Genomic DNA, 17,222 nt, shown 5'->3' with positions numbered 1-17,222 from the left:
AGGGCCGAGGCCTTGTAGCGGGTGAGGCCGTAATCGCTACGCGCGGCGGGCGAGAGATATTGCAGCTGCTTTTCGGTGGCGGGCTGGGTCAGCCAGGCACGTGTCTTGAAGGCGCTTTCGTCGGTCTCTTGGGTGTTCAGCCAGTCATCGGCCTGCGCAAGACAGACGCTGCGCTCTCCGATACCCAGAAGCTGCGGCTGCACCCCGCGTGCACCGCCGATGCCGTACCAGAGGCTGTCCAGCCAGAAGACGCCGCCCCAGGCCGAGAACCCCGTGGCCAGCAGCGCATCCTCGGTGCCGAAGAGATCGACCCATTCGAAGCTGGAGCGTTTCAGCAGATCGATTTCCGTCATCACGAAGTCGGAGAGCGCTCCACCGAGGGCTCCCTCACGGGTTTCGGCTTCGTCCTCGACCAACACCTCGCCGCAGATCGGGCATTCGCGCGATGCCAGTGGAATATCGGCCTGGCACGCCGGACAGGTTTTCGACGGGGCCTCGCCGCTGGTGGTCTTGCCGTCGAGATCGACGTCCTGCTCCAGCGTGCCATGGGTCAGGCTGGAGGTGCCAAAATCCAGCACCACGCAGTCGGTCTTGACCACGCCCGGGTGCTCGGCAGGGTCCACGGTGCGCAGGCCACGCCCCACCATCTGGATCATCGTGGACTTGTAGGATGAAGGCCGTAGCAGCACGACGCAGGAGGTGGGTGGGTGATCAAACCCTTCCGTGAGCACGGCCACGTTGGTGATGATGCGGATCTCGCCGCGGGCAAAGGCCGCCAGGATATTGTGGCGTTCGTCACGGGGCAGATCGCCATGGATCAGGCCGGTGGGGATGCCGGCGGCGTTGAAAGCCTCGGCGACATGCGAGGCGTGGGCCACAGTCGAGCAGAACACCACGGTCGGACGGTCCGCGGCCTTTTCCTGCCAGTTGCGCACCACCTCCTCGGTGATCGGCGCGCGGTCCATGATCTCGGCCACTTCACCCATATCGAAGTCGGAGGCGGTCTTGCGCACAGCACGCAGCTTGTCCTGCACGCCCACATCGATGACGAAGGTGCGCGGCGGCACGAGATGCCCCGATGCGATCAGCTCGCCCAGCCGCACCAGGTCGGCGACATTGTCGAAGACGGCCCGCAGCCCCTTTTTGTCACCACGATTGGGCGTGGCCGTGACCCCGAAGATGCGCGCGTCCGGGTTGGCATCCCGGACGCGGTCGATGATGCGACGGTAGCTGTCGGCCACAGCGTGATGGGCCTCGTCGATCACCAGCAGGTCCAGCTTCGGCATGCCCGCCAGGTTGGCCTCGCGCGCCAGCGTGGGCACCATGGCGAAGGTCACCTGGCCGCTCCATGATTTGGTCGCGGCATCGACGACGGAGGTGGACACATCCGGGACCACACGCCGGAACTTGTCACGGTTCTGCACAGTCAGCTCATCGCGATGCGCCAGAACGCAGGCCTTGGCATCGGTGTCGCCGAGGCGGTCGCGTACCACGGCTGACAACGCGACGGATTTGCCGAACCCGGTGCTGGCCACGCCCAGCGTGTTGTCGCGGGTGCCGAGCGCAGACAGGCTGCGCTCGACGAAGAGTTTCTGACGGGGGCGTAGGCGCATGGCTCGGGCCCCTCACTCGGCCCAACTCGGACGACCGGAGAACCCCGGTGCGGTGGGCGCTTTCTGCGCGGGCGCCTGCTGCGGCTGTGGCTGCGGGGCGGGATGACCGTGCGCCGGCGCAGAGGGAACCGGTGACTGGTGCTGCGGCGAGAATGCGGAAGGCTGCATTTGCGGCGCCATGCCCGGTGCTGCGACATGGCCCATGACCTGCGCGTAATCGCGGTGATCGGGCATGACCGCGCTCTTGATTTCGTTCTTGTCCTCGCCGTTGGTGTCCTGTCCGATGTCGATCCGCGCGACAAATTCCAGACCATCAAGGTCAGCAAACCCGTTTATCCGGCGCCGGGCCTGAGCCTCGGGGGAATTGTCCTTGTCAGAGATGCCGCGGGACGAATTGAGAATGCCACGCACCAGGCTGCGGCCCATGTTGGCCCAATCCGGGCCCTTCGGGCTGTAAAGCCCGATCAGCGACCAGATCTTGCGCTTCGCGTAAGGCCCTTCGAGCACCGTGTATTCGGCATCGAGATAGACAGACCCTGTATTGCCCCGCTTGGCATAGCCGCCGGTCCAGCCCTGGCTGGGGTCGTCATACCCGCCGGGTCGCAGCGTCAGGCGCACCTTGGCCAGCGTGCCCTTGGGGATGACATTGCTGTTCGACTGCGCGTCGTTGAAATCGTTCCAGAGAGACATGGTTACAGTCCTTTCAGTTGGAGGTGTCGTTGGAGGGGGTGTTGGCCTGCGCCGCTGGCGGTGCCGGCAGGTCCGGAGTCTGGTAGGTCAGGCGGCGGTCCTCGGGGACGAGCGGGCCCCGGATCTTGTCCATCAGCTTCCCAAGATGCGGGGGCTCGACCATGTCGAGACGCCCGGAGCGGTCCTTGGCGGGAAAGCCCCAGGGATTGAGCGTGTGACAGACAAACCCGCGCTGAGGCGCTCCGTCCCCGCCTGAAATGTCGGTCATGGTGATGACCTGATCGACGATGCCCGGCAGCTCGAGCCCGGTCTTGGAGCCGTCGATCTGCGGCGAGAACACCTTGCGATTGAAGTCGTCGAGCTTCTGATCGAGGATCCCGACGAACCAGACATTCTTGCCGCGCGTGTGCTGCAGGTGGGTCAGCCACGCGATCATCTCGCGCCCATGCAGGCCATACGCGCCGCGCACATCGGGCTTGCCGGTCTTGTCGGAGAACGCCTCGGGCTGGCCCTTGCACCACTGGAAGCAGAGCCGCCCGGCCACGGTGATCGAGTCGATGAACACCGTGTCGTATTTGCCGAGCACCGCAGGGTCGCCGTATTTGGCGCAGACCGCCTCGAAGTGCGCCTGGCTGTAGGGCTGATCGGCGCGCAGCGCCGGGTTGGGTCCACCGATGAACACGGCAAAATCCCGGCATTCCGTCCAAGTCCGCGGGCGGATGGCGTCGATGGCCAGCCCCTCGATCGCGAGGTCACCCGATTCCAGGTCAAAAAACAGCGTGGTCGAGTTCAACAGCGTCCAGAGCAGCGAGGTCTTGCCGATCCCGGACGGGCCGAAGATCACGCCCTTGATGCCGCGATGTTCAGCCATGCGCTGGTCGGCGGTGATGATGGGGAGCGCGCCAGTCATGACAGCACCTCCTGACATGCAGGTGCCGCGCCAGGATTGGTGTTGGTCACAGCCACAAACAGCGCGTCCAACCGGTCAGCTTCGACGAGGCACTCAACGCCCTTGCGCCGCATGAAACGTCGCGCATCGTCCAGCAGGTCGGGCTCCACGATCAGGTCCGGGACAGCGACGTATTCCTCGGCGCTCTCAACAAAATAGGATTTCGAGCGCAGATCCTTGACCAACGGGGCGAAGGCCGCGCAGACTTCTGCGAAATCCGACTGGTAGAGCCCGTCATCGTGGTTGCGCAGGATGCGTTTGACCTCTGAAATGATGCCGGTGCGCAGCATGCGCAGCGCGCCTTCCTGACGGGCCTGCGTGCAGGTGAGCGGGAAAGCGGCCTCCATCATGTCATCGGCAATTTTGGGGGCGTTGTTTCCAAGCTGGGCAGCAACCTCCCAGACACGTTCCGCAAAAGCTGCGGATTGGCTATCGAGCATCGAACCACTCCTTGATTGTTGTGAAAGCTGCTGACCCGTCGGCGATGGCCTTGGCGTCCAGGTCGTGAAACGGGTCTTCCCGGGCCGCACGCATGCCCTGTCGCGCAAGGGCGAGGTTCTCGTCCGTGGCCCATTCAGCAAAAGCGCGGAACGTTCCCGTGACGTGCTGCCACGACGCCTGTGCCGGCGTCGGCGGGACATAGAGCGGGTTACGGCGGCTCGGCCCACGCTGAGGGCGCAACCCGCGCATGGCTGCATCCGTGACCATCTTGCGCAGGGCGGCGCGCGTGGGTTCCTCGCCATGCTCAAGCCGCTCATCCAGCGTGCGTCGCACGATGCCCGGATCAGCTGCCTCTGCATCGCGGATCTGGCGTGCTTCGTGGATATCTTTCCGCGTCAGGCCCAGGTCTGAAACTCTTGGAGCAAGGTTCTCGCCGGGAACCTTGCTCAAGCGGTCACCCCCATGCCTCTGGATATCACCACGCTGCTGAGCGGCGTCGTATTCATCGGCAAGTCGGTGTTTGGCCTTGGACTCGATTTCCAGCGCATGTGCTTGCGCCCGATGCGCGGCACTGATCAGGGCATCATGTGCATCCTTGGCCCGCCGCAGACGGGCCGCACGTTTTGCAACGTCGTAAGCAATGCCTGCCATCTCGCGTGCATCAAGAATTTCGGCCGAACTACGGGCATCCGCGAGGCTCTGTGCGGCACGCTCAACAAGGCCGCGCAGGTCCTTCAGGTCGGTCACAGCAACAGCAGCGCCCGTCATTGATCGACCTCCTGCGCGAGGATCTCGACCTTCAGCGTGCCGGGCCGGACGGTGCGTGCGGGCTCGAAGCCCTGCCGGATGGCTTCGGGCCAGGCGGCGTATTTGCGCTCCGGCACCTTGTAATCGAGATCGACATATTCGGCGGGGTCGTCGCCTGCTTCGCGGATCCGCGCGACCATGTCGGCCAGTCGGTCCTGATCCCAATCCACCCGCTTCGGCAGATCAGCGACCACGGTGCAATCGCCATCATCAAAGCGGACCGTGCCGGTGTCTCTGCCCGAAATCTGCCGTTCTTCGGCGGCCCGGGTAGCATAGCGGACTGCCAATCCCGCATCGAAGCGTGCTTTTGCGGCCTTGTCGCGCTTCAGGCGCTCGTCCACATCGCGCTGCAGGATGGCCAGCAGTTCGACGGGCAGCTGGGCGATGTCCTGCAGGCTGAGGCCCGGCAGGTCGTCGACAGTGGGGGTATTCGCGGGGAACGGCATGTAAGGGTCTCCATATTCGGCAAAAAGGGATTGGAAGGCGGTCATCACGCGGCCTCCTGCTCGGCGAGCAGCAGCTCGGACAGCGAGACGGCAGCGGCTTTGGGTTTGGGGCGGGCGACGGCGATATAGGCGAACTGGTCGGGCCCCACGCGTTCCTGGACGAGATGCACGAGACCCTGCTCGGCGGCCCAAAAGGCCCGCGATCCAAGCCTGCTCAATTCGGCCCGCGCCGCATCCGACAGCCCTGAAAACACAGGGAAGATGTCGAGCACCAGAAAGCCGCGATGGTATTCCAGCCGGTCGCCGGGAACGGCTTGCGCCACCCAGGCGCAGAACTCGATCTCGGAAAGCGGTCGGCTGGCGCGAACCGTGATGAAAGGGGTGGTGCCCATGAACATGATCTCCTCCTTTCGCCTCTACTCAGGTCGCCGCAACATCGTCCCAGCAGGGACCGAAGCTGGGGCGGTGTTGTCGTGAGAGGCTGTTTTTTCCTGATGGTCGCGATGATCGGCATAGACGGCGACAAGCGGGGTTCCGTCCTGATGGGCACCGGCCTTCTCGATGCGGTAGACGCAGTGGTTCTTCAGGATTGCGGACAGTTCCCATCGGCGATAGAGGCCGGGAATCCTGACGAGACGCCCTGTGCGAACCGGCTCGTTTTGCGTCATGGGGTCATCCATTGCTGCGGGCCGCGACCTTCTAGGGCCGTTCAATTGGGAAAAGCCGTTCGCACGGGTAGATCGGGACATCGGATCAGACGAGTTCATGACCTGCGTCCTTGCGCCGATTTCAAAGCAAGCTTTTTCGAAGTGCTCGAGCGAACTTGCTCACACTCGAATGCCTCGACATCCTCCAGCCGGTAGACGACGCGCCCCCCGAGCTTGACGAAGCGCGGACCCTCACCGGTCCAACGCCACCGTTCGAGCGTGCGATGCGAGATACTCCAGCGATCGGCGAGATCGATCTGGTTCATATGCCTGAGTGACATGCCTGCCTCCGTTGTTCTGTCTGCGAGTAGATCCAGCGGTGCAGAAGCACGTGGATATAATCGCATTATCAACGAGTTAGCGGTCTCTCTATATGATCATCGGTGATCTTTCTTGTGACGTGCGCGCATGAAAAAGCCCCGGAAAACCGGGGCTCTGAGGGGGTTATCTGTGACGTGATGCGCCGTCGGGCGTGACTTCGGCGTCAGCCGGTACTGGCCGATGACACGCTGACCAGAATATCGGCGACTGAACTTTCACGGCATTGTGGATTAATTCGATACCCGGCGCGCTCCTTGGTCTGAATGAACGTGTCCTGATCCATGGGGATCCCCATCGACACGTTCAAAGGTTCGATGGCCTCGCGCAGGCGCCTCAACTGTTGGCGCATCGACTGATCCGAAATATCGAGGCGTTGCGCCAAGTCCGGCGCTAAAAGATACGGAACCTCGGCCTGTCCCTTTTTGGCACTTCTGAACGCTTCAATCAGAGCGGCGACCAGTTTGAAATTCGCGCCTTCTAGCACCAGTTCACCCCGGAAATGCACGCGTTCATGATCGTCGTCGAATGCGAACTCCAGAGTCGGCGCCGAGAGCCGATCCATGAATGCTTTCGTGTCAGCGTCATAGTTTGAGGGCGGGGCAACTTCGACGTGACCTCGGTTGTAGCACGCCGCGAGCAGCGACGCCGCGGGTAGCTCATTTCGGTACAGGGCAGCGCCGTATTCCCTGACCGCCGACGAGATTACCTCCTCAACAGATTTCGCGTGGCGCTGAAACAGCTCGAAGACGCGGTCTCCCGCCTCGGAGGTCGGCACGCCCGGAAAATGGCCAACGGCGGAAACGACCTCCGGAAAGTCCACCAGGAACCGTTCCTTCGGCGTCACAGAGATCTTCTTGAACAAGGACACGTAGGCCAGCGCCATGCGCAAGTCATCTCCACTGCTCCGATCATCGAGAAGTAAGTCCTGCATGTATCGATCTGACGGCTCGTGTTGGCCGAGCCCCGCCGCGAGAATTCCAAAGCGTCTATCGATACATTGCGAACACACGCCGCAGTGCCTTTGGATTTCGGTCCATTTCCGAGGACGGGTACAGCTGACAGTCTGACTTAGCAGATCGGCCATCCCAGCCGCCGCAATCTTCTCCGTCACCTCCTTCTTGGTCAGCCATTGGAGGGGCGTGCGGATCCGGATTTCGCAATCCAGAAGCATTGAGAACAGATGTTCAATCCCACGCAGAACCTTCGGGTGCGTCGTCCGAGTCGCCCGACCACCGACAACGTCGCCCGCCAGCGGCAGATTGATGCTGACCACCCCGTTCTCATAGAAACTAAAACCGTCCTTGCCAGACATCCTGGCTACGACGAGGCCCAGGCAGGCGAACAGAAAGGAGCGGGTGCGCTGGGTGAATTCACGGGCGCGAACGCCCTCGTTGCTGACCCAGACGGGAATATAAGACAGGCACCGGTCATATCCCTTCCGCTTTAGCTCGGCAATTAAGCCTTCTTGAACCGACCGAACCTTGGTCGACGAATAGTGCCCTACCAGTGTGAGCGACCGACCGTTAGAGACAAGATCGGTGACGGCGCCGGCGAACGAATCGACGCCGCCGGAGAAAAGGGCGACATCGTCATGTTCATCCGCGGGGTCGATCAGATCGTGAAAATACAACTCCTTGGGCTGAACCGGCGTCTCGGCCTGTCGGAAATCGAATGAATAGCTGTCGTCGGAAAGAAACCCCAGCGTGTCAATCAGCGCATCCCGAATCTCAGGGTCCCGCCAGACATCCAGTTCCCGCACCGGGATCGAAAATTTGAGACTCCGGCGCCAGCTTTCGCCGAACTTCGAAAGCTGATCCGATCCACGGACTAGGCGCTGATCGGCGCAATAGACATAGGCGGCGACCTCCAAAAGGTCGATCAACAGATCAGGTAGGTTCGACAGCATCGTGCGGCTGATGTAGTCGATGCGGAGGTTCACATTCTTGGCCGGACCATGGACGTTCATGGCGATGGCCTCCTCGCAGGAGGCGGCGGTCACACCACATTCGATTAAATGCTGCTTCACGACTTTCCCTTCCGTACTGCAAGCTCGGTTCCGATTTTCGCGACAGCGTGAGATGAAAACGCTCGTGTGCCCGCTCGCGAAATTTTCTTTCCGTCGCGATAGTGATTCTTCCCGAGCCAGTCCCGAGCGAATGTGCGCATGATGAGGGCCGACTCATTGCAATGTCGGCGGATTGCACCGTCAAAACTCTCGAGGTCATGGACAGAACGTGCAATCCGATCAGGGCCGATCATATTGTGGAGGTTTCGATCCACGTAGTAGTGAATCACACGCTCGACAAAGTTGGCGTAGAAATTCTGCGCCAGTGCGGCAAACTTCTCCGTGCCCTTCAATCCTGCAAGCGAGGCCCGAACGTCGTCTGCGCCGGGGCTCCAGAGAGAAGGCAGATTTGACTGAATTCCGTCTGCCAACGCCGAGAGACCAGCACGACGGGCGATCTCACCGAGGTCTGTACTTCCATGGTGGAGTCGACGCTGAACCCGCTCCACGACACTATCATATTGAAAAAGGACTTCAGAGACCGACGAGATCGCGGAGCCGTCGATACCGATTTCAGCTAATGCCGTCGGTGCGTCTTTGGCTGCAGCTGCCTGAGGCAAATGGATCAGTAGCCAGAGCGCTTCAATAAAGACATCGTCTTTCAGAGCAAATTTAAGGGCTTCCTGGCCAAATTCAGTAATCTGATCGGCCACTGCTTCGGTTGGAGTTCCGCCGTCCACTATGTACCGAATAATTTCGGGCAATAGGCGGTATGCCGGCAGTTTTCCAAGGCGCTGGTGCCCCATTAAATCATCTCGCAAACTTTTTGGTGTTCAAAACCAGTAGATGCGCTCCTATCAAATTTTTCTGGCGGCTGATGCCACTTGGCCCGACATACGCTCACTCTGTCCCGCATCATGATTCGCTTTCAAGGTATTGTTAAGCCCCAAGAATGCTCGCGTAAGGAGAGATTTGCACTCGTGCCTCCTATGAATGATTTCGAAGTAGCGCGCGGCAACACGATAAGACTTTGTTTTTGATTGTTTTTACTGACTGACCACGTAGCGTTCACTTGCGCAAAACGCTCCCCATTCAGTGCTCCAATGAAACGACCCAATCCACTCCCACCCAATCAGATGACCCCAGCAGAACGCCGTGCCGACCTGTGTGGGCTGCTGGCTCTCGGGTTGGTTCGCCTACGGATGCGGGACCGGGCGGAAGTATCAGGCGATGCTGAAGAAAGTTGCCTACACTATCCGGACGACCAATGGCGTCATGCAACTCCAACTCACCGGAGAAACGCATGACCAAACAAGATCCTATTCCCGCCCGCCTGGCAGCGCTGAAGACAACGTCAACGCCAGAGCTGAAGCAGCAATGGCGCGATCTCTTCGACATCGAGCCGCCCCCGTTCAATCGTCGCTATCTCGAAAGCCGACTGGCCTACCGGATCCAGGAACTCGCCTATGGCGGGCTGAAACCGGAAACGGTGAAACGGCTGGAAGCCCTCGGCGAACAGCTCGACGGTGGCGACCGCAAGAAGAGCCGCATCCGCGCTGACCTGAAACCTATCATCGGCACACGGTTGATCCGCGATTGGCAGGGTATCGAACAGATCGTCACCGTCACCACCGACGGGTTTGAGTGGCAGGGAAAGCCTTACAAATCGCTGTCGGCCATCGCCCGCGCCATCACAGGCACGCGCTGGAACGGCTGGGTGTTCTTCGGGCTGAAAAATCACCGGAGGGGCGCATGACCAAACCCATCGTCAGGAAACTGCGCTGCGCCGTCTATACTCGGAAATCTTCCGAGGAAGGGCTCGAGCAGGAATTCAACAGCCTCCACGCTCAGCGCGAGGCGTGCGAGGCGTACATCGTCAGTCAGCGCTCAGAGGGCTGGGTGCTGGTCCGTGACCAATATGATGACGGGGGAATTTCCGGCGGAACGCTGGACCGCCCCGGCCTGAAACGGCTGCTCGCGGACGTCGAGGATGGCTTGGTCGACGTGGTCGTCGTGTACAAGATCGACCGGCTGTCGCGCTCACTGATGGATTTCTCCAAACTGGTCGAGGTGTTTGACCGGAACGGGGTGACCTTCGTGTCCGTCACGCAGTCCTTCAACACCACGACTTCCATGGGACGGTTGACGCTGAACATCCTGCTCAGCTTTGCCCAGTTCGAGCGGGAGGTGACAGCGGAACGTATCCGCGACAAGGTGCGCGCCAGCCGGATGAAGGGCATGTGGATGGGCGGCGTGCCCCCGCTGGGTTATGAAGTGAAGAACCGGAAGCTCATCGTGAAGGAAGCCGATGCCGCCAATGTCCGTTGGATCTTTGCCCGGTTCATCGAGATCGGATCGGGCACTGAATTGGCTCGGGAACTGGCGGCACGCGGCATCCAGACTAGCCGTGGCAACCGGATCGACAAGAAATACCTGTACCGCCTGCTGAACAACCGCGCATACATCGGTGAGGCCGTGCACAAGGGCGACAGCTATCCCGGCGAACACGACGCCATCATCGACCGTGCGGTTTGGGACAAGGTCCACGCCATCCTGACCGAAAGCCCCCGCAAGCGCGCGGCGCGCACCCGCGCCGACACACCTGCACTGCTGAAAGGGCTGCTCTACGGCCCCGACGGGGCGGCCTTCTCGCCAACGCACACCCGCAAGGGTGGCAAGCTCTACCGATACTATGTCAGCCAGTCGGTGCTGAAACATGGTGCCGGGGCATGCCCGGTCGGCCGCGTACCAGCGGGGGAGATTGAGGCCGCTGTCATCGACCAGCTTCGCGTCGTCTTCCGCCAGCCTGAGATCATTGCGGGCACATGGAAAGCGGCCCGCTCGCAGGAGGGCGAGATCACCGAGGCCGACGCCCGTGACGCACTGACCCGCCTCGACCCGGTTTGGGATGAACTCTTCCCAGCGGAGCAGGCGCGCATCGTGGCGCTGCTGGTCGAGCGGATCGACATGGGCACCGATGGCCTCAATGTTCGCCTCCGGATGGACGGCCTGACCGGGTTGGCGCAAGAAATGATGGCTGATCTAGGAACGGCGGCATGACCCGCGCGAAGCCAGTGCCGGAAACCGTGACAGTGCACATCCCGTTCCGCCTCGTGAAGCGCGGCGGGCGGAAGGAAATGCAGCTGCCGGACGGAGCATCGCAGCCGCGCAGGTCCGACAACACGATGGTCAAGGCGTTGGCACGAGCTTTCCGCTGGAAGCGTATGCTGGAATCGGATGAGTTCGATACCATCGCCGAACTGGCCGAGCGCGAGGGGATCGCCTCCTCCTACATGACCCGCGTTCTGAGGCTCACGCTGCTCGCGCCTAACATTGTTGAGGCGATCCTCGACGGACGACACAAGCCGGACTTGACGCTGGCGCGAGTCATGGAGCCGTTTCCTGCAATCTGGACGGGGCAAAAGGACCTGTTCGACTGACGTGAACGGCCCTCAGCCGACGCTCACCCTGCTTGGCTTGCTGACCCACACTGAAAGCTAAGTTTAGCGAAAGTTTGAAAGGAGCTTGAAACCGCTTCCAGTCTTCGACCGCCACTTGATTGACGACATTACTATCTCTGGTTTAATCCCAAATCCAAAGCTGTCGAGAATTTCGAGATGGGTTGCCGTTTCGGTCACCGCTACGGCGCCCTTGGCTTGAGTGCCTAAAGCTGCGCTGATTGATCCAGAAGGCCTTCTCGGAGGGCAAACGCCAAAAGCTCCGCGACGGAATGGACGCCGAGCTTGGCCATCAGCCGAGTCCTGTGATTGTCCACGGTTTTCGCGCTGATCGAAAGGCGTTCTGCGATCGCGGCGTTTGAGCAGCCCTGAGCGATAAGGTGCAGAACTTGGCGCTCGCGGGCAGTCAGCACTTGGATTTCGGCTTCGCCTTCGAGGATGCCCGCCACGTCCCGGGCGATGAAGCGCCCGCCGCGCAGGATTGCCTCCAACCCGCGATGCATCACGTCCGGGTCACAGGATTTCAAGAACAGCCCGTCCACCCCGGCGTCGATCCATTCCGACAGGGTTCGCGCGGAGGTAAAACCCGTGACCACGGCAATCCGGGTGTCGGGCGACCATCGGCGCACCTCGCCATAGACCTCCATCCCGCGCGACCGCGGCATGCCCGCGTCCAGCGTCATAAGGTCGGGCCGGATCTGACGCCCCAGCGCGATCGCCTCGAACCCGTCCGCCGCCTCTCCCGCGATCTCAGCGCCATCGATGCGGGAAATAATATCTTTGAGACCCGACCGAACCAAGGCATGGTCGTCGGCGATTACGATTTTCCAGGGACCCGATGCAGGAACCAAATCCGAACTCCAAGGCGAAACGCACGGCGCGCGTGCTGGTACTGGCGACAATCGCCATCATGGCTGCGATCCTGACGTGGCACAATACGTTGCGGCCGCAAGCCAGCGAGCCGGTGCCCAGCGGTGACTTGGTGGAGCTTGTACCGGGTGAAGCCGTCGGCGACCTTTACCGCCGCATGGTGCGCGTTCCCGATATCAACACGCCCTGCCCGGGCCCCTTGGGCGTTGCGCTGCTGGAGACCGAGATTCTGCCCCCCGACGGTTGGGCCTGCCTCAGGTTGGTCAACCGCTCAGAGGATCCCGGCGTCTGGCGCATCGACATGAACGGCATCAGCACCGGTTACGTTGTTTTCCACATCGTGCGCAAAACGAGCGAACAGCAGGTCCTGACCCATCTGCCGGAGACCGCCATTTCCGATCGTGAGACCGGAACAAGAAGGCTCGCGTCCGCGCCGTTTGCCGTGGCCGGTGGCGAAATGATCGAGATCTGGGCAACCTTTCCCAATCCCGGCAATTTTCAAGTGACGACGCCAACGTTGCGGCCCGAGCTGGATTTCGACGCCGAGATGGTGGCGGACGCACACACTTACGGCGGTCTTATGGGCGCGTCCGGGTTGCTGGCGGCGTTCTTCATTGCGTTCGCGGCTCTGCTGCAATCCAGACCGGCGCGGGTGTATGCCCTGTATTTCGGCTTACTGCTCCTGTTGATCGCCGTGCAGACAGGCTATCTCGCGAGCGTGCTGTCATTGCCGCTGGGACTAGCGACCGGCCCGTGGACACTGCTCATTGGCATCATCATCGCGCTCGTTCATCTTCGGTTCGTCGCGGCGTTCGTTTTCGAAGCCTTGCCGGGCCATTATTTCGCACTGGTGGGCCGGCGGTTGCACCGCATCGCGCTTGTGCTTCTGGGCCTCAGCATCCTGATCATGCTCGCCGTGGCCGGGGTTGCCATTCTGACGCTGCTTGATGTGCTGACGTCGGTCGATCCGAATGTAGCGACACAGATTTTGTCAATTACCGTTCAGCTTTCCTCGTCCGCGGTTAGCGGCGGGTTCGCGCTGCTTGGCGCGCTCCATGCGATCTGGGCGGGGCGCGTGCTGATTGGCGAACGCGCTCCGGGTGCGGGCCTGTTTGCTCTGGGCGCCGTGATGCTTCTGGGCGCGTCCATCATGGTGGCGCTCGGTCCTGTCCTCTCACCCGTCATTGATATTCAGATCGCCTTCTCCGTCATGCTCTTTGCGGATGCGCTGGTGTTTGCCGCCGCCATAGTGTTGCAGACGTTCGGTCTGCGGAGCCAGCGCGACAACGCAATGGAGGCGGAGTTGGCCGCCTCGCAGGAGCAGCTCCGACTGTCCGAGACGCTGCTGGCGGCGCATCAGGACCTCGACCAGGCCCGACGCCTCGCGGAGACCCATCGCACCCGCCTTGCCCATACGAGCCACGACCTGCGACAGCCCCTTATGTCGCTACAGCTGGCCCTAACGGAAGCCGACACAGCGCCGTCGGCCCTGCGCGAGCGCCTTTCAAGTGGTCTCGACTATCTGCGCGAGGTGCTGAGCGAGAGCATGACCGACGGCCGACCGGACACCGCAGTCAGTGGGACCGGCACCGACGGGTCCGCCGAGCCAGTGCCCTTGTCCCTGCTCATGACGAACGCCGTGCGGATGTTCGGCGATGAAGCGCGGGCGAAAGGCCTGACCCTCCGCGCCGTTGACAGCGAACTGTCCGTTCGTGCCGATCCCGTAGCGTTGATCCGGATGCTGTCGAACCTGGTCTCGAATGCAGTGAAATATACCGACAAGGGCGCGGTGCTGATCGGGCCGCGGCGGAAGAATGGTTCGATTGCAATCGAAGTGCGAGATAGCGGGCCGGGAATGAGCGCCGAGGAAGTCGTGGCGATCCGCGAAAGCTACACACGCGGCGCACAGGCCCATGCCGCCGACGGGGAGGGGATCGGGCTGGCCAGCGTAGAGGCGCTGACGCGCGAGAACGGGCTGTCCCTCACAATTCGCAGCGCTCCGGGGCGAGGCACCTGCATGGCGATCGAGGGGCTTGCAGCGGTCGACGAGCAGGAGGAGCAGGACGCGGGCGCAGCGGTCCAAGCGCTCAGCACCTAGCGTTACGCGAGGTATCGGCTCAAAACGACTGCGGCGCGGAAGATCCGCGTCGCAGCGATAGTCTGAAATGTCTGGCGTGCCCGCCTCAGGTCAGCAGCGGTGCAGCCAGATCGTCCGGCTGCCGTCCTGCCAGGAGGCGTCCCCGTTCGAGAAGAACGAATAGATCGCGCCGGTTTCGCCGACATAGCGATGGGTGTTGCGGACGCGGTCGTAGTAAAGCGAATTGCCCGGGCGACCGGCGGGATGTGCCCGGAAGCCCTCGCTCATATCACCGACGAAGACGTTGATGCCGTCGTTCTCGTAAAAGCAATATGTCTGCGCCTGCTGTGCCTGGGCGGGATCGGAGGTCACGGCAAGGCCTGCACAGGCGAGACAAGCGGCGACAGCGATGTTGCGGATCATGTTAAGGGTGGTCATCTTGGTTTCTCCATTGATTGAATGTTGCGATGACACTTTTCTAAAGATCGCTCGCTGAGCAGGGTATAAGGTCAACACCCTAATCGATCGGGCTTTCCTGAGGGAGCCACCCCCGCCGTCGCCGCAATTCGAAGCCCATCCCGGCACCATCGCGCTTTGACGGGCCAGCCTTCGTGCCCTGCGCGTCGGGATGGGTCGTAAGCGGGGCGGGGCCACCATCTGATAGCCAAAGTGCACTCCAGAAAAACGGAGCACCGCATTCCGGTGTCGGATCAGGGTGCGCAATAACGCAACGATCCCACGGCAGTGCCGCGGGACCGGAACACAGGACGTTGGTGCGATATCAGGGCTGCTGCGCGATGATCTCGCCCGTTGTCCGGTTTACGGTGATGTCCAGGGGGCGGCGGACGAAGTCTCCTCCGCTCCCATTACCCGGCTGTTGCACGTCGATCCGTAGGATCACCTCCGAGGGCGACGAAAGATGCAGGTCGAGCGTGTCGAAATATAGGCCGGAGAAGCCGAAGTTCGGACCGAGCCCGACGATTCCGCAGGCCTCATGGCCAGACTCCCCTCCGATCTCCACGAGCCGGACCGTCACCATCACAAGCGCCCATCCGAGGGCCGGCTCCCCGATGTCCAAGCCGATGACCCGCACCCCCACATCGTCGAACGCGCTTTGGAACGCGGGGCCCATGGTATTCTGGGCGCTGGCGATCCGACCCTCGCAGGGCAGGACCACGGCGTCGTTGGCCGCAGCGGCGCACGGCAGCGCCAGAGCGGTTAGGATCGTGGCGAGAAAGCGTTTCATGGCAAATCCGTTTCGGTTGATGTGTTCGGTCCGGTCCCGCGATTTGACGGGGCGGATCCTGATGGGACAGGCGGGCCGCCGAAAGACAGGCGCGACCAGTATGATGTCAGTCGCAGTCCCTTGTTGCGAAACACCGGAGGGTGGCGGCGCTTTGCAAAGGCGTGCTGAGCGGGCGGATCGACCCACCGCAAAGGCCGCCATACCCGATCAGACCGTCTTCGCCCTCCCACAAGATGAACGTGCGCAGTTGGAAGCGCCTGGGTGCGTGACCGCAGTATCCACTCTCGCAGGTCACATCCACGGTCACATCGACAAGGGCAGGCGTGGTTAAGCCGCCGTCGCCGGTCCGAACCCCCAGAAGGCGGTAGGTGACCGCGTAGGTTTGCATGTAGGGACTTGGCGGCGCCTGGTCGGTAACGCGCGCCTCCCCCCAATTGACAATCGACACCGGTATTCCGGAGATGACCACCGGCTCAAACCCCGCCTCGAAGAGATCTCCGATCATCGCGGGTGCACCGTACATGCCGCAAATGGTGGCAAGAGCGGGCATCGGCGATAGAGCGAGTAGAAGGATCACTGCCTGTGCGGCTTTACGTAGCCCCATGGATTGGCTCCTGGTTTCGGCTCCGGGATGACCCGGGAGGGTTGCGATCGACTGCGACACGCGCAGGGCATTTCGAAGCAACGTCGCGGGCGGCATCGAGTTTAGCCCTTCGTACGACGGCACGATGTAAGATTACGGGGCCGGGCTCCGCCAAACGATGAGGCTGCTCCCTCATACTGGCGGCTCATTCACCAACTCGGTCCGTAGGCCTGCGCAACCGGAGTCAACAGCGGGAAATCTAGGACGCGGTACTCTTTGTTTCGGGCTCAATCCCGATTTACTACGCGGCGCGGCATCGCACCCGTAAAGGGCCGGTCTCCATGCCGACCCTCTCGAGGTCAGTGGTCCAGGTCGACAACCACTGGGTGATCGCATCCGGACTTGTCGTGACCTTGGACTCAGCCACGATTGCTCCATCATGGTCTACCACGCAAATTGCCGTCTCATCCTGCGACACGTCGAGCGCTGCAAATATTGCCATCGTAACCTCCGAGTTTGATGCCTCGGCACCGCACCGAAGCAATAATCCCATCCTGAACCAAAAGTCGCAGAAGGGTGGATATGGCGATTACACTAAGTGGTGTAATTCCGACGGTAGCGCGGGCTGAGCGGAGCCACGCGTAGCTCAGGCGAAGCCCGCGCGGGTTGCTGAGCGGCCATGGACGTTCTCCGGTAGGGATTGGGTTGCACATGGGAACCTCCTGTCTGACGGTGGGAAAGACCCCAATCGTCAGCCCAGAAAGGCTAGCCACAAAGAAGAACAACGAAATGCACCCTAACGCTGCGACTGGACGCCAATGCCGCGGAGCGGCTTAGTCCTCCCGCCCCTCGTGTCGAATGCTGCGTCGCAGAAATTCGATAAAGCCGCGTCATGGCCGTTGTTGAGATGTGTTCCGATTTCAGTTCCATTTGACCGAACGAGACTGGCATCGAAGTCAGTTTGGACAATCAAAAAAATTGTTCCAAAACAAAACTTTACAACCTGAAC

The 17,222-nt window shown here is 61.6% G+C and carries 21 protein-coding genes; 4 read left to right on the top strand and 17 right to left on the bottom strand.

Features of this window, described 5'->3' with window-relative positions; genetic code table 11:
- The 11 genes from CHB90_RS22975 to CHB90_RS22925 form a co-directional block, all read right to left on the bottom strand.
- A partial coding sequence (locus CHB90_RS22975) for a DEAD/DEAH box helicase (protein WP_089280108.1) occupies nucleotides 1-1,613 on the bottom strand: 1,613 nt, incomplete at its 3' end.
- A 12-nt stretch (nucleotides 1,614-1,625) separates the two neighbouring features.
- Nucleotides 1,626-2,303, bottom strand: coding sequence for a hypothetical protein (locus CHB90_RS22970; protein ID WP_089280107.1), 678 nt, complete (start codon nucleotides 2,301-2,303; stop codon nucleotides 1,626-1,628).
- A gap of 13 nt (nucleotides 2,304-2,316) precedes the next feature.
- A complete protein-coding gene (locus tag CHB90_RS22965) occupies nucleotides 2,317-3,213 on the bottom strand; it encodes an ATP-binding protein (protein WP_089280106.1) in 897 nt (298 codons plus the stop codon).
- Nucleotides 3,210-3,692: a hypothetical protein gene (locus tag CHB90_RS22960; protein WP_089280105.1), complete on the bottom strand. Its 483-nt coding sequence runs from the start codon at nucleotides 3,690-3,692 to the stop codon at nucleotides 3,210-3,212. Before CHB90_RS22960 ends, CHB90_RS22965 begins: the two co-directional genes overlap by 4 nt.
- Nucleotides 3,682-4,461: a hypothetical protein gene (locus CHB90_RS22955; protein WP_089280104.1), complete on the bottom strand. Its 780-nt coding sequence runs from the start codon at nucleotides 4,459-4,461 to the stop codon at nucleotides 3,682-3,684. Before CHB90_RS22955 ends, CHB90_RS22960 begins: the two co-directional genes overlap by 11 nt.
- On the bottom strand, nucleotides 4,458-4,991 hold the full coding sequence (locus CHB90_RS22950; RefSeq protein WP_089280103.1) for a hypothetical protein: 534 nt from the start codon (nucleotides 4,989-4,991) through the stop codon (nucleotides 4,458-4,460). Before CHB90_RS22950 ends, CHB90_RS22955 begins: the two co-directional genes overlap by 4 nt.
- The gene (locus CHB90_RS22945; RefSeq protein WP_170846693.1) at nucleotides 4,991-5,344 is read right to left on the bottom strand and encodes a hypothetical protein; all 354 of its coding nucleotides are present in this window, start codon (nucleotides 5,342-5,344) and stop codon (nucleotides 4,991-4,993) included. Before CHB90_RS22945 ends, CHB90_RS22950 begins: the two co-directional genes overlap by 1 nt.
- A gap of 18 nt (nucleotides 5,345-5,362) precedes the next feature.
- Nucleotides 5,363-5,614 (bottom strand): hypothetical protein, encoded by a 252-nt coding sequence (locus CHB90_RS22940; RefSeq protein WP_141135956.1) that lies wholly within the window; start codon nucleotides 5,612-5,614, stop codon nucleotides 5,363-5,365.
- 95 nt (nucleotides 5,615-5,709) lie between these two features.
- Nucleotides 5,710-5,934, bottom strand: coding sequence for a helix-turn-helix transcriptional regulator (locus tag CHB90_RS22935; protein ID WP_089280101.1), 225 nt, complete (start codon nucleotides 5,932-5,934; stop codon nucleotides 5,710-5,712).
- 203 nt (nucleotides 5,935-6,137) lie between these two features.
- The gene (locus CHB90_RS22930; RefSeq protein ID WP_089280100.1) at nucleotides 6,138-8,000 is read right to left on the bottom strand and encodes a 7-cyano-7-deazaguanine synthase; all 1,863 of its coding nucleotides are present in this window, start codon (nucleotides 7,998-8,000) and stop codon (nucleotides 6,138-6,140) included.
- Nucleotides 7,997-8,785: a hypothetical protein gene (locus CHB90_RS22925; RefSeq protein ID WP_089280099.1), complete on the bottom strand. Its 789-nt coding sequence runs from the start codon at nucleotides 8,783-8,785 to the stop codon at nucleotides 7,997-7,999. The genes CHB90_RS22930 and CHB90_RS22925 overlap by 4 nt, the downstream gene beginning before the upstream one ends.
- 497 nt (nucleotides 8,786-9,282) lie before the next feature.
- Here CHB90_RS22925 and CHB90_RS22915 point away from each other — a divergent pair, with 497 nt between their 5' ends.
- Genes CHB90_RS22915 through CHB90_RS22905 form a run of 3 tightly spaced genes read left to right on the top strand, consistent with a single transcriptional unit; the run spans nucleotide 9,283 to nucleotide 11,419 of the window.
- Nucleotides 9,283-9,735, top strand: a complete 453-nt coding sequence (locus tag CHB90_RS22915; RefSeq protein WP_085880644.1) for a DUF2924 domain-containing protein — start codon at nucleotides 9,283-9,285, stop codon at nucleotides 9,733-9,735.
- Complete coding sequence (locus CHB90_RS22910; RefSeq protein WP_089280098.1) at nucleotides 9,732-11,039, top strand: recombinase family protein; 1,308 nt, start codon at nucleotides 9,732-9,734, stop codon at nucleotides 11,037-11,039. Before CHB90_RS22915 ends, CHB90_RS22910 begins: the two co-directional genes overlap by 4 nt.
- Nucleotides 11,036-11,419, top strand: coding sequence for a hypothetical protein (locus CHB90_RS22905; protein ID WP_085880646.1), 384 nt, complete (start codon nucleotides 11,036-11,038; stop codon nucleotides 11,417-11,419). The genes CHB90_RS22910 and CHB90_RS22905 overlap by 4 nt, the downstream gene beginning before the upstream one ends.
- 224 nt (nucleotides 11,420-11,643) lie before the next feature.
- Here the strand turns inward: CHB90_RS22905 and CHB90_RS22900 are convergent, their stop codons facing one another.
- Nucleotides 11,644-12,288: a LuxR C-terminal-related transcriptional regulator gene (locus tag CHB90_RS22900; protein WP_085880647.1), complete on the bottom strand. Its 645-nt coding sequence runs from the start codon at nucleotides 12,286-12,288 to the stop codon at nucleotides 11,644-11,646.
- Here CHB90_RS22900 and CHB90_RS22895 point away from each other — a divergent pair.
- Nucleotides 12,276-14,405 (top strand): sensor histidine kinase, encoded by a 2,130-nt coding sequence (locus CHB90_RS22895; protein ID WP_089278635.1) that lies wholly within the window; start codon nucleotides 12,276-12,278, stop codon nucleotides 14,403-14,405. The two genes, CHB90_RS22900 and CHB90_RS22895, sit on opposite strands and share 13 nt — an antisense overlap.
- 90 nt (nucleotides 14,406-14,495) lie before the next feature.
- Here CHB90_RS22895 and CHB90_RS22890 read toward each other — a convergent pair whose 3' ends face one another.
- From CHB90_RS22890 to CHB90_RS26855, 5 genes are all read right to left on the bottom strand, one after another.
- Nucleotides 14,496-14,822, bottom strand: coding sequence for a hypothetical protein (locus CHB90_RS22890; RefSeq protein ID WP_141135888.1), 327 nt, complete (start codon nucleotides 14,820-14,822; stop codon nucleotides 14,496-14,498).
- Nucleotides 14,823-15,165: 343 nt separating this feature from the next.
- Entirely contained in the window at nucleotides 15,166-15,630 is a 465-nt protein-coding gene (locus tag CHB90_RS22885) for a hypothetical protein (protein WP_085880650.1), read from the bottom strand.
- A 106-nt stretch (nucleotides 15,631-15,736) separates the two neighbouring features.
- On the bottom strand, nucleotides 15,737-16,234 hold the full coding sequence (locus CHB90_RS22880) for a hypothetical protein (protein WP_085880651.1): 498 nt from the start codon (nucleotides 16,232-16,234) through the stop codon (nucleotides 15,737-15,739).
- Between the two features lie 280 nt (nucleotides 16,235-16,514).
- Nucleotides 16,515-16,715 (bottom strand): hypothetical protein, encoded by a 201-nt coding sequence (locus CHB90_RS22875; protein ID WP_212591605.1) that lies wholly within the window; start codon nucleotides 16,713-16,715, stop codon nucleotides 16,515-16,517.
- Nucleotides 16,716-17,009: 294 nt separating this feature from the next.
- Nucleotides 17,010-17,222, bottom strand: a 213-nt coding sequence (locus tag CHB90_RS26855) for a hypothetical protein (protein ID WP_212591641.1), incomplete at its 5' end; no start/stop codon positions are given.

It is taken from the genome of Antarctobacter heliothermus (genome assembly GCF_900188425.1).
GTDB classification, from domain to species: Bacteria; Pseudomonadota; Alphaproteobacteria; order Rhodobacterales; family Rhodobacteraceae; genus Antarctobacter; species Antarctobacter heliothermus.
The sequence above is the reverse complement of the archived record's forward strand: the minus strand, read 5'-3'. Positions and strand labels throughout refer to the sequence as shown.